This window comes from Thermovirga lienii, from assembly GCF_036847465.1.
Classification (GTDB): Bacteria; Synergistota; Synergistia; order Synergistales; family Thermovirgaceae; genus Thermovirga; species Thermovirga lienii.
This window is the reverse complement of record NZ_DAITZW010000027.1, coordinates 1-12,489: the sequence shown is the minus strand read 5'-3', so window position 1 is coordinate 12,489 and position 12,489 is coordinate 1. Positions and strand designations below refer to the sequence as shown.

Sequence of the window (12,489 nt, the reverse complement as noted above, 5' to 3'; positions counted from 1 at the left end):
GCTCACAATAATATAAGGCCTCAACCTCAGCAGCAACCTTGAATATTTTTGCTTCCTCTGGATCCTTGTATAGAGGCTTACTGTCCTTTTCTAAGCAGGGCTTTCCTTTACTGCATGGTTTTTCTTCACAAAGATGGCATTTCATATTCATTTCCTCTTAGAAAAAATCACACTACATAATCTTTTATTGCGGCGTGCTCTGCAAGCTTCATAAGGCTGTAAACAACTTTCGTCGCAGGCAGTTCTACGCCCTTTTTCTCAGCGGCCTTCAAAATATAGCCCGATATGGCCTCGTTCTCAGTCCTTCTTCCAGATTCAAGATCCTGAAGCATCGAAGGCCTGTTGGCGGCAGTTTTTTCCAGCACCTCCATGACAAAACTCCAAAGAGACTCCTCATCCAAAGTTATCCCCTCACACCTGGCAGCCTCCAAGGCCTCATCAAAAAGCACCCTGCAAAGCTCGAGAGCCTCCCGTACTTCCAGTATCTTGCCGTTATTGCATCTTGCGAGGGCCACCACCGGGTTTATCATGGCGTTTATGGCCACCTTTTCCCACAAGACCCTCATGGGGTCATCAACCAACTCAACATTAAGCCCGCTCTGTTTCAAAAAGTCCATCACAGGCTCTGGGCTGACCATCTTGTCCAGGGGGCCGAACTTTATCTTGCCCTCTCCCGCCGCCTTTACAACTCCCGGGGCCACCCTGTAAGCTCCATAAGTGACGCTTCCGGCAAAAAGCTTCTTGAGGGGAACATGCTCCTTGAGCACCTCCACGTTTCCAAGGCCATTTTGAAGGGTAAGAACAACTCCATCTTCCTTCAGCAGAGGTAAAAGCTTTGGAGCCACATGGGGAGTTTGAAAAGCCTTTACCAAAATTATTACAAGGTCCGATGGTGCACAGGAATCTATGTCATCGTACACAGGAAAGGAAAAGCTCTTTTCCTCACCCTCCAACTCCAGCAACGTTAGCCCCTTTTCCTTTAAAACCTCATAATGAGCACCAGGCCTTTGAAGGGCCTGTACATCTACCCCTGACTCAAGCATCCTTGCAGCAAAGAGGGACCCTAGCGCCCCGCAGCCTACTATGGTTATCAACAGGTTTACACCTCTTTTCAACGTTTGTATTCCTGTTTTATACAACATTTATTATACATTGTATCCTTCCCCCTAAAAACTTATATTTTCAAACAAAAAGGGGCAAAGCCTTTGCTTTGCCCCTTACAACTTAAAAACTTTTTTACAAACTATCATTTACCCCATTTGCTCATGTTTAACAACTTTTCCGTCTTAGCCACTATGGTAGTACCGGTGAGGTCTCCTGTCACGTTTATGCAAGTTCTTCCCATATCCAAGATAGCATCAATACCGAGTATCATGGCATATGCCGCTGCCACGGCGGATCCTTCATCCATGGAAAGCCCCACAGATTGCAGAACCATCAAAAGCATTATCGCTCCGGCACCAGGAACTCCCGCAGTACCTATGGAAGCCAAAACTGCCGTAAGGATCACAGTAAGCTGCTGAGTCAGGTCTAGGGGCATACCCACTGCGAAGGCTATGAAGAGAACACATACTCCCTGATATATGGCTGTACCGTCCATGTTTATGGTAGCGCCAAGAGGAAGGGTAAAGGAATAGACCTGCTTCGGTACGCCCAAATTCTCCTCAGCGCACTTCATGGTCACCGGCAAAGTACCACTGCTGCTTCTGGTCACGAAAGCCGTTATCATTGCTTCCTTTGCTCCACTCAAGAACTTGAAGAAGCTAAGTCCTGAAAGGGTCAACAAACCTCCATAGACCACCACAGTGTGAAGTATGTAACCCAAGAAACAAGCCAATGTGACGGTTCCAAGGGGTCCTACCACCTTCGGCCCCTGCTTTGCAAAAACCACAGCAATCAGAGCAAAGACACCTATTGGGGCGTATTGGAGCACCCATCGTACGATCAGGTACATAACCTCAGCTGCTCCGTCGAAGACATTGAACAGTATATCTCCTGCCTTTTTGAGCCTCTCTTCTTTGCTTATCTTAAGATAGCTAATACCTATACCAAATATTATGGCAAAGAATATGGTGGGAAGAACAGCTCCTCCAGAGAGGGCGCTGAATGGGTTTGTGGGTATGATGTTCAGTAAAGTGTCCACCAAGGAAGGTTTCTGTATGGCCTTGCCGGCAGCTTCTCCTATGTTGCTCAAATCAAGGCCCAATCCAGGCTTGAAGACGTTCCCCATGAGAAGCCCTACAGCAACCGCGAAGGCAGATGTAACAAGATAATAGATGACTATCTTGATACCCACTTTGCCTAATTCCGCAGGGCTTATGCTTGCTGCACCAACAACCAACGTAGTCAATATCACCGGCATGACTATCATCTTGAGCAGACGCACGAAGAGACTACCGAAGGGGGCCACCCATAAAATGGACTCCCCGGCTACCAAACCAACTATCCCTCCCAAGACCAAGCCTATTAAGATTCGCAAAAGAAGATTGGTGTTGAAGTACCAACTAAACAAACCGCCGCTTTTTTCACTCACTTCTTCTCCCCCCTAACAATTTTTTTGCTACAATCACCCAATTTAAAATTTTAGATTGTCTTTGTCTGGGGGACTATTAACCAAACTGGGTATCTTCAGAGGCCAAAAATCAATTTAACGAAGGAACAAATACTACTTTTGGTGTATAAACGAGAAATTTTATTCGTCCAAATTCAGGACCATGGCTTTTTTCATGAACTCAACCTTGTTTGAGACCTCCATTTTCCTGTATATGTGCAAAATATGCTTTTTGACTGTCGAGGATGCAATATTGAACTTTTGAGCTATCTCCCTGTAGGTCAAACCTTCCATTAGAGCCTTCATTATCTCTTTCTCTCTGCTCGTTAAACGATATTCGTTACACGAAGTTGTGCTCCCCTTTCTTAGCTCTTTAAGGAGCACCTTCGCCACCGAGGGGCTTACCGGAGCGCCTCCTGCATGGACCGCTTTTATCTGCAATACAAGCTCTTCCGGCCGGCTGTTCTTCAGAATGTAGCCTGAGGCCCCGTTTTCTATGGCTTTCAATATCTTCTCTTCCTCCTCAAATATGGTGAGAATTAGAACCTTTACCTTAGGATACTTCTCAACGAGCAGGGACGTGGCTTCCAAACCTGACATCCCCTCCAGGCCGATATCCATCAAGACCACATCGGGGGGACCATATTGCTCTATGGAAGAAAAAAGCTCTTCGGCCTTTCCTGTGGTGGACACCACTTCTATCTCTTCATCCATCTCGAGGAGGAACTTAAGCCCCTCCCTTACCTCCTTTATGTCCTCACATATCATGACCTTTATCATAATTCCTCTCTCCTCCCCCTGTTAGGTAAAAGAATTACCACCTTGGTACCTCCACCCTTTGGGGAATTCACCTTGAACTCGCCTCCCAACATCTTTACCCTCTCTGCTATTCCTGCCAATCCATAGCCTTTCTTTTCTGGGTCCACTAAGGCTCCTCCTACACCGTCATCCGAATATTCAAGCCTAAGCTTATCTTCGTCCAATGAAAAGAAAACCCTTACGTTCTTGGCCTCGGAGTGTTTAAGCACATTGCTTGTCAATTCTTGAAGAATTTTCTCAAACTCCAAGCGCACTTTGGGGCAAATTTCATCCTGTAGAGGGTCCAGTTCTGAATGCCATTCAAGCTCTATGTCCTTCAGCTCCAGCCTGCTTTTCACGTTGGCGTGCAGGACGTTACAAAAATCTATCATCCGCCTACTGTCAAGGGTAGATCCCTTGAGTATCTCCCTAAGGTCCGAAATGGCAAGTCTAGTATTGGTCTCGATTCTCTGGAGCATATCTTTTAGCATCTTTTTGTCTTTATCCACGACCTTCTGCGCCACTGCGTTGGATATGTTTATATTGGTCAACCTAGCGCCCAAGGAATCGTGCAAGTAACCGTAGATTCTTTCCTTCTCTTCTATAAGTCTAAGCCTCAAATTTTCCTTTTGAAGTTCTATGATTCTCTTGGTCCTATCTTTAACTTTCTCTTCCAGTTCCCTCTGGTACTCTCTGACCGCCTCTATGAGTCTATTGAACTCCCTAGCCAGGACACCAAACTCATCTTTGCGATCCTCTGGCATTCTAACTGTCGCGTCGCCAACTTTAGTGGCCTCTATCACCTCTATAGCGTCTCTCAAGGGATGGATTATTATGTTATTGCTCATCACTAATAGAGCAAACCCCAAAAAGATAGTTAGCAGCACCTCAAGCACAATTATGCCTTTTATGTTTCTTATAGCCAGCAAAATGACTTCATCGTAGGGCAGAGCAACTATTATCTTCCACCCTGTACGTTGATCCTCTGTGGTGCTTATCAAGTATCTTTTGCCCATTTTATGAGACTCTACTACGTAGCTATCCTTATGATTTGCAAGGTTAGCTATGTTGAAAAGATCAAAAGTCTCCAACTTCGTGTTTTTTCCGTCTTTTTCATCGTCGAACTGGCTTACTATCACATGATTATCCCTGTTAAGAATAATAACCTTTCCGTTCTTCTCTATCTTGAAATTCTTTACCATCTTTTGCAGGTCCTCTAAGAGAATATCAAGTCCCAAGACACCCACAAAATCACCCAAATCATCGTAAACCGGCAGCACTGCGGTTATGCCCAAGGCTGGAAAGCTTGCATAAAGATAGGGATCCGAGACAGAAAATTCTCCCTTTTCTAAAGCTCGTTTGAACCAGGGCCTTTCCCGGGGGTCGTAATGAGGCTCAAAGATTGGACTGTTGTTTACAAAACCTGGACCTATGCCCCACTCGTACATCTTGCCATCCTTCGTTCCAAGATAAATCGCCCTTAGGTATTCCTTCCTAGCTTCCACCTCTGCCAGCACGATCTCTCTCATGACGGTGGTGTCGACGTTTTTAAAGGCAGGGTACTTGGCCAAGGCCCTAGCCAACCTCTCAAGCTCGGAAAAGAAGATGTCGATGCTACCTTTTGTCTGTCTCATTGCTGCCCTTGAAAGCTCTTTGGCATTTCTCAAGGCTGCATCTTTAAGGGAACTATAAGTAAACACCAAAAGAAGCCCCAAAAACAGAGCAACTATCAGAACAAGAAAGGCAATAAACCTGGACCTGATGCTCCTGAAGAAACTTACCATTTTTTATCTCCTCTCGAAGGCAAAGGCTTTTTAAATAATATTACAAAATTATTATGAGCAAAAATGTTTTGCGCCTTTTATCCTGATGTCTTATTATTATGAAATAAGGAGGGGGTGAAACCCTATGAACCTGAACGAAGAAGAAATCTATTCCCCCATAGACATAGAAAGCCGCTATTTTGACGCAGTTTTGTTCGACCTGGATGGCGTCGTAACCCAAACGGCCATGGTACATGCCCTCTCATGGAAGAAACTCTTCGATCAATACCTCGAAAAACTAGACAAGGATAATGCTCCCTTTGATATCTCAAGAGACTACCGCCTATACGTGGACGGGAAACCCAGGTACGAGGGGGTAAGAAGCTTTCTTGAGTCCCGAGATATCAACTTGCCCTATGGCACTCCTTCTGATCCTCCGGGCAAGGAGACCATATGTGGTTTGGGAAACTTGAAGAACTTGATCTTTCAAGAGGTATTGGAACAGGAGGGAGTCCCCATCTACAGGGGAGCAGTGGCGTTAATAGGGCTTATGAAACGAAGGAACCTAAAAATAGGCTTGGTCACTTCAAGCAAAAACGCAAGATTGGTCGTGAAGAAGGCAAAGTTGGAGAGCCTTTTCGATTACATCGCGGACGGCGTTGAGCTGGAGCGCCTCGGCTTAAAAGGTAAGCCCCATCCTGATTTATTCCTGCACGCCGCCCAAAAACTAAAAGCGCCCCCCTCAAGAAGCATAATATTCGAGGACGCCGAGTCCGGAGTAGAGGCAGGAAGAAGAGGAAACTTCGGAATGGTAGTAGGCGTGGACCGAACTGGCCACGGAACAGCTCTGCTGGAGAAAGGGGCCCATGTGGTGGCTTTCGATCTATCAAGAATTACCGTGGACGGTAAAAAACCTGACGCCACCGTACCCATAAAGGACCTTCCAGATGCCCGCAAGGCCATAGGGCACATAAAACTGGAGCTTTTATTCGGCAAGGAACCTTTTGTGGCCCTGGATTACGACGGAACGCTGACTCCGATCGTGGAAAGGCCTGAACTTGCCATTCTTTCTGAAAAAACCAGAAAAACCCTCAAGAAGCTTAAGGACACGACGCAACTGGCGATAATAAGCGGCAGGGACCTCAAGGACGTCAAAAGGTTGGTCAAGGTGGATGGAATAATTTACGCCGGAAGCCATGGCTTCGACATAGAAAGTCCGACAAAGCTTCAAAAGACATTCAAGGAGGGAGAAGCATTCATTGCAGAGCTAAACGAGGCTGAAAAGGCCCTGAGGGAAAGAACCAAAGGCATAGATGGACTCATCTTAGAGCGCAAGAAATACTCCATCGCTGTCCACTTCAGGCTGGTAAAGTCAGAAATGATAGAAAAAATAGAGAAACACGTGGACCAAGTGGTAAAGGACCTTCCCTCCCTGAAAAAGACTATTGGCAAAAAGGTTTTTGAGGTAAGGCCTAATATGGATTGGGATAAGGGAAAGGCCATAGAATGGCTGGTAGAGGCACTAGGTTTTTCAAGACACAACGTCCTACCCATTTACGTGGGAGACGACGTAACAGACGAGGATGGATTCAAGGCCCTCATCGACTGGGGAATAGGAATAGTGGTCGCAAAAGGGAAGGATCAAGAAAAAAGTGCTGCTTCTTACAAACTACCGGATACAGAAAGCGTTGAGGAATACCTCAAAGGCTTGGCAGAGCTTTTTGAAAGGAGGGGATGACCATGAGCTCCTGGAATTTCATATATGACGGCTTCGAACCTGAAAAAGAGGGACTCCGTGAAGCATTGTGCACCTTAGGAAATGGCTATTTTGCCACTCGCGGAGCAGCGGCTGAAAGCGACGCGGACGGTGTACACTACCCTGGGACCTACCTTGCGGGGGGGTATAACAGGCTTAAAACGGAAATAGCCGGTAGGGTCGTGGAGAACGAGGACTTGGTCAACATACCCAATTGGCTCCCCCTGAAGTTCAAAATGGAGGGTTCCGATTGGTTCCACCTTTCAAAAGTGAAGCTACACTTTTACCGTCAAAAATTGGACCTATACCGAGGAGTTCTACATCGCACCGTAAGGTTCGAGGACGAACAAGGCAGGATATGTGTCCTTAAAAATCGAAGGATCGTAAGCATGGCCAACCCCCACCTTGCAGCACAGGAAACCACTCTATTGGCCGAAAACTTCTCAGGGAAAATAGAAATCCTCTCGGCACTCGACGGTAAGGTCACAAACTCTGGTGTAAAGCGCTACCTGCAGCTGAACAAAAAGCACCTGGAGGGGTTGATGGAAAAAGAGCTAGGGTATGACTCTATATTGTTAAAGGTGCAGACCAATCAATCGGAAATAAGGATTGCCCAAGGAGCCAGAACCAGAGCCTTCATAGGGAACGAGGAAATTTTTCCTAAAAGAACACTTCTGAAGGAAAAAGGCTACATAGGCCAAAAGTTTGAGGTAGAACTGACCAAAGGACAAAAGTTGAGACTGGAAAAGATCGTATCTCTGTTTACATCCAGGGACAATGCCATATCCGAATGCGCCCTTCAGGCAGAGGAGGCTTTACTTCAAGCAGGCTCTTTGGAAGAGTTGCTGGAACCCCATGCAAAAGCGTGGAAACACCTTTGGAATCAGTTTGACATAGACTTCTTCCCTAGTGATCCTAGCCAAGGGGACAGGATAGCCAGGATTCTCAGACTATATACCTTTCACCTCCTTCAGACCACTTCCCCACATACCATAGATCTTGATGTTGGGGTACCGAGCAGGGGTTGGCATGGAGAAGCCTATAGAGGACACGTATTTTGGGACGAAATTTTCATATTCCCCACCCTCAACCTACGCATGCCTGAAATAACCCGGTCTCTTTTGATGTATCGCTTCCGGCGCCTGGGCGCAGCAAAGAGGGCTGCGAAGGAAGCAGGATTCAAAGGAGCCATGTATCCGTGGCAGAGCGGAAGCTCCGGAAGGGAGGAGACCCAGAAACTTCATCTAAATCCAAAATCTGGAAGGTGGCTTCCCGACAACTCCCACTTGCAGAGGCATGTGAACGCCGCCATCGCCTACAACATATGGCAGTACTTTCAGATAACTAGAGATTTGGAGTTCATGTGTTCCTATGGAGCCGAAATGTTTTTTGAAATAGCAAGGTTCTGGGCAAGCATGACCTTGTTCAACGAAAAAACAGGCAGGTACGAAATCCATGGAGTAATGGGACCTGACGAGTACCACGATGCATATCCTTGGTCACAAACACCTGGCTTAAACAACAATGCCTATACCAACGTAATGGCATCGTGGATATGGAGCAGGGCAGTGGATCTGACATCTATTATTCCCTGCAGTGCCCTGAGAAGGCTGAGAGAAAAACTAGACATTTCCGATAGAGAGATAAGTTTATGGGATGAGCTTTCAAGAAAAATGACCATAATCTTCCATGACGATGGGATAATAAGCCAGTTTGAGGGATATGATAAGCTTGCGGAATTTCAATGGGAAGAGTACCGCAAAAGGTACGGTGATATCCAAAGGCTGGATCGCATACTCGAAGCCGAGGGCGACTCGACAAACCGCTATAAGGTCTCAAAGCAGGCAGACGTATTAATGCTTTTTTATCTATTCAGCAACAAGGAACTTGAGGAAATTTTCGAGAAGCTCGGTTACCCCTTCGACGAAACCATAAAAAACAGAAACATAGATTATTACATGCACCGCACATCCCACGGATCCACCCTGAGCAGGGTCGTTCACTCCTGGGTGCTGGTAAGTTCTCAAAACCACGAATCTTGGAAGATGTTCTCTGAGGCTCTGGAGAGCGACGTGGCAGATATACAGGGTGGCACAACTCCAGAAGGTATCCACCTCGGCGCCATGGCAGGTACCGTAGACATATTACAGCGAGCCTACACAGGGCTTGAGGCCAGAGGCAACATGCTGAGGTTTGACCCCTCACTACCCAAGGAACTAGGTAAACTGCACTTCCACATTAGATACAGAGGACATGAACTAAGCATAACCATCACTCCTTCCTGCCTCACGATAAAAGACCTCCCCACTTTTGCAGGACCTATAGAGATCTCCGTAAAGGGGCAAAGAAAGACTCTGCCTGCCGGAAAAGACACGATAGTATCCTTTGCACTGTAAAAAAAGACAAGAGGGAAGGTTTGCTTCCCTCTTGTCTTGCAAGCACAAACTGAATGCTTTTCGCTTAGCGGACGTCTTTGACTATCTTAACCGATTCCGTGTATTTTATGCGGCGTTTCAGTTGCTCATCAAGAACGAACTTGTACAGATCATCGTCATGGGCAAGCTTTTCTGCAGGAAGAACACCTTTTTCCTTTATAAGACCACCGGCAACGGCCCGGGCAAAGATTGCACATGTACTGCCAGTGCATCGGCTCATGGATGTGTTCCAGGTCTCCTCATCGAAGTAATCCAAGAGGTACCAGCTGTAGGTTACCTCATCTCGCCCCTTGTAGCCGTGCACATCCACCTGCATTACCGTCAAATCTCTGTCTCCCTTTTCGGGCTCCATCTTCCAAAGTGGGAAGAGCAAGTCAGCTGTGACCTCAAGGGGAATTACCTCCTTGCCACCCAGGACCTTTGGAGTTTCGTCAAACATGCCCATGGCCCTCAATAACCTCATTTGTTCCACGTGTCCAGGCCAGCGCAGGGTCATCTCTCCCAGGTTCTTCGCCTTTATGTTTTTGGCCAAGCTCCTTAAACCGTCGGTATAGAAGGCTTCCAAGGTCCCGACTCCCGGAAACTCCCTGAGATGAAGACCTGAGGTGGCCTCCACAACCATTTTTTGCCCATCTTTCACTATGGTTACTGGCCTTGTGAACTCTTCAATGCAGTCTTTAGGAGACCAGGTTACCTGATAATTGAAAGGAGGAACTTCCTTCGTAGGAATCCCACCCACGAAGATATAGGCATCCTCTACTTCGTCCAATAACGCTGCCCCTCTACCCATAAGGAAATTGGACATGCCAGGCGCAACTCCTATATCGGGAACAACAGTGACTCCCTTTTCTTTCGCGAAATCGTCCAATTCCTCAAAATCCTCTGCCATAAAAGAGATATCCACAAGGTTCTTACCCAGGCTTATCACCGTCTTCATCATCTCAAATCCGAACTTTCCAGGAACTCCAGCTGTGACGATGTCCGCATCCTCAAGGATCGGCGCAAGAGCTTTGGCATCCGTTGCCGATGCCACAGCAGTCTTGATCGAAGGATATTTCTCCCTTATCTCATTCAAGACCTTTTCATTAAGATCAACAACCGTTACATCGAAATCCTTCGCAAGGTCCGCCGCTATAAGCTGTCCAACCAATCCTGCTCCCAACTGTACTGCTTTCATGTGTTCAAACTCCTCCCCTGTTTGTTTTTGTATGCATATATACATTTACAGATTATATACAATAATTAGTCATAAAAAAAGGGGGGATCCCCCCCTTTTTAAAAAAAATTTCTTTTATTTCTAGCCTGGATATTCTTTCGCAACTACGTCCTCACCGCTGGAAGTTCTCCAGTAGATGCCTATCTTCATGTACGAGATAAGTATGGAGACGAGTGGATTCAAGTAATTGAGGAATGCGTAGGGCAAGTAGGAGAGGGTTGGCACGCCTAGAGCGCTGGATTGGAACGCCCCACAGGTATTCCACGGGATAAGCGGAGATGTCAGCGTTCCGCAGTCCTCAAGAGCCCTGGAAAGCATTCTGGGTGCAAGGTTTATCTTCTCAAAGGCGGATTTGAACATCCTGCCGGGGATTACCAGAGACAGGTACTGGTCACCCAAGAACAGGTTGGATATGAAGCAAGACGCTATGACCGTGGCCATCATTCCGCCTACAGTCCTGACCGTCTTCATTATGGATCCCACTATCACCTCGAGGAATCCACACGCTTCCATGACCCCTCCGAAGAAGAGGGCGCAGAAGACCAAAGATATGGACCACATCATGGAATCCAATCCACCTCTGGTGAGCAGGTCAGTAAGGGTCTGACCTACTTCCTGAGCCATTTCAGGGGCTATGTTAACAAGGCCAGTCTGAGATATGAGCTGCATCAGGGCATCTCCCTCTAGAGAAGCGAACTGACTGGAAATTCCTGCCTCGTAGCCGTAATGCATGGCGTTGATTATGTCGCCAAGACCGTTACCCTGAGCAAAGGACATCAAAGCTGCCGCCACGACACCTGAGAACAGCCCCGGTATGGCCGGCGTCTTCATTGCCGCCAGCACTATGACCAAAAGGGGTGGAACAAAGCCCAAAAAGCCTATGTTGAATTCCGCCTTCATTATCTGCTGCATTGCATCGATCTTTGCTGTATCCAGGGCGCCTCCTCCATATTTCATGCCAAGGACTATGCAAATAATGGCAACTATGATGTACGTGGGACCTGTGGACCAGACCATGGCTCTTATGTGGTCAAAAAGATTGGATCCGGCGACCGCAGGGGCGAGGTTGGTCGTATCGGAAAGAGGAGACATCTTGTCACCAAAATAGGCTCCAGAGATTACTACACCTGCCGCTACTGGCGCAGGCACTCCAAGGCCATGAGCTATGCCCATCATTGCCACACCTATGGTCCCAGCAGTCGTCCAAGAAGAGCCGGTGGCCAAAGAGACTATGGAACACACGATCAAGGTTGCCAAAAGGAATATGGACGGTGAAAGTATGGAAAGGCCATAGTAGATGAGCGACGGCACGACGCCACTCTGCAGCCAAATACCAATTACTATTCCTATAATCATCAGGATTACTATGGCTTGAAGGGCCACCGCAATAGCGTTAAGGGCTCCCTGTTCTATCTCGGACCAAGGTTTTTTCAGCACTACCACTCCGACAGTGGCAGCGATCACCGAACAAATGACTATTGGTATGTGAGCATCCACTCCGAGCTTCAGAACGCCCATGCTTATGATGAAAGCACATAACACAAACAATCCCACAGATAAACCTAGTCCTGGCTGCCGCGATTGGTTCTCTTTCATTCTGATACCTCCCTTTCTCCTTTTCTATTCTCTTTTTCTCATATGCCAGTCCTTCAATGCTCCGCAACCACCCCCCCACAAAAAACAGACAAATATACATTATTTATAGCATACAAAGTCTGAAAATGCATTACTTACAAAAAAGTGTATTTATTCACTCAATTTCTAGGGTTAACATTTCGCGAATGTCATATCAAAAATTACATCTCGGAAGGATGTATATTATTGCGCACATTACTATATAAAGCTAAAATTACCTAGGCTAAATGGATTAAAACAAATAACCTGCGCAAATTAGAAACGTGAGGAGGAAAGTTTTCATGAACGGATGGAACGGAAAGGCCCTTTGGGTTGATCTCACAAATAGGCAAATA

The 12,489-nt window shown here is 46.8% G+C and carries 8 protein-coding genes; 2 read left to right on the top strand and 6 right to left on the bottom strand.

Annotation, left to right across the window (positions count from 1 at the left end; genetic code table 11):
- Positions 1–167: 167 nt before the first annotated feature.
- The 4 genes from V7Z69_RS07375 to V7Z69_RS07360 form a co-directional block, all read right to left on the bottom strand.
- Positions 168–1,142 carry a ketopantoate reductase family protein gene (locus V7Z69_RS07375; RefSeq protein WP_334139394.1) on the bottom strand — a complete coding sequence of 325 codons (975 nt, stop codon included), beginning with the start codon at positions 1,140–1,142 and terminating at the stop codon, positions 168–170.
- A gap of 104 nt (positions 1,143–1,246) precedes the next feature.
- A complete protein-coding gene (locus V7Z69_RS07370) occupies positions 1,247–2,533 on the bottom strand; it encodes a dicarboxylate/amino acid:cation symporter (protein WP_334139393.1) in 1,287 nt (428 codons plus the stop codon).
- A 159-nt stretch (positions 2,534–2,692) separates the two neighbouring features.
- Entirely contained in the window at positions 2,693–3,331 is a 639-nt protein-coding gene (locus V7Z69_RS07365; RefSeq protein WP_014162650.1) for a response regulator transcription factor, read from the bottom strand.
- Positions 3,328–5,133, bottom strand: coding sequence for a cache domain-containing protein (locus tag V7Z69_RS07360; RefSeq protein ID WP_334139392.1), 1,806 nt, complete (start codon positions 5,131–5,133; stop codon positions 3,328–3,330). The genes V7Z69_RS07365 and V7Z69_RS07360 overlap by 4 nt, the downstream gene beginning before the upstream one ends.
- A gap of 124 nt (positions 5,134–5,257) precedes the next feature.
- On the opposite strand from V7Z69_RS07360, the gene otsB reads away from it, so the two are divergent.
- Positions 5,258–6,850, top strand: coding sequence for a trehalose-phosphatase (gene otsB / locus V7Z69_RS07355; protein WP_014162648.1), 1,593 nt, complete (start codon positions 5,258–5,260; stop codon positions 6,848–6,850).
- A 2-nt stretch (positions 6,851–6,852) separates the two neighbouring features.
- Positions 6,853–9,264, top strand: coding sequence for a glycoside hydrolase family 65 protein (locus V7Z69_RS07350; protein ID WP_014162647.1), 2,412 nt, complete (start codon positions 6,853–6,855; stop codon positions 9,262–9,264).
- A 64-nt stretch (positions 9,265–9,328) separates the two neighbouring features.
- Here the strand turns inward: V7Z69_RS07350 and V7Z69_RS07345 are convergent, their stop codons facing one another.
- Both V7Z69_RS07345 and nhaC read right to left on the bottom strand, forming a co-directional pair.
- Positions 9,329–10,480, bottom strand: coding sequence for a saccharopine dehydrogenase family protein (locus tag V7Z69_RS07345; protein ID WP_014162646.1), 1,152 nt, complete (start codon positions 10,478–10,480; stop codon positions 9,329–9,331).
- 120 nt (positions 10,481–10,600) lie between these two features.
- A complete protein-coding gene (gene nhaC / locus V7Z69_RS07340) occupies positions 10,601–12,115 on the bottom strand; it encodes a Na+/H+ antiporter NhaC (RefSeq protein WP_014162645.1) in 1,515 nt (504 codons plus the stop codon).
- Between the last annotated feature and the right edge of the window lie 374 nt (positions 12,116–12,489).

Coding starts and splice junctions, on each gene's coding strand:
- V7Z69_RS07375 (WP_334139394.1), bottom strand. CDS start 1,142: ATGTTGTATAAAACAGGAATACAAACGTTGAAAAGAGGTGTAAACCTG.
- V7Z69_RS07365 (WP_014162650.1), bottom strand. CDS start 3,331: ATGATAAAGGTCATGATATGTGAGGACATAAAGGAGGTAAGGGAGGGG.
- V7Z69_RS07360 (WP_334139392.1), bottom strand. CDS start 5,133: ATGGTAAGTTTCTTCAGGAGCATCAGGTCCAGGTTTATTGCCTTTCTT.
- otsB (WP_014162648.1), top strand. CDS start 5,258: ATGAACCTGAACGAAGAAGAAATCTATTCCCCCATAGACATAGAAAGC.
- V7Z69_RS07350 (WP_014162647.1), top strand. CDS start 6,853: ATGAGCTCCTGGAATTTCATATATGACGGCTTCGAACCTGAAAAAGAG.
- V7Z69_RS07345 (WP_014162646.1), bottom strand. CDS start 10,480: ATGAAAGCAGTACAGTTGGGAGCAGGATTGGTTGGACAGCTTATAGCG.
- nhaC (WP_014162645.1), bottom strand. CDS start 12,115: ATGAAAGAGAACCAATCGCGGCAGCCAGGACTAGGTTTATCTGTGGGA.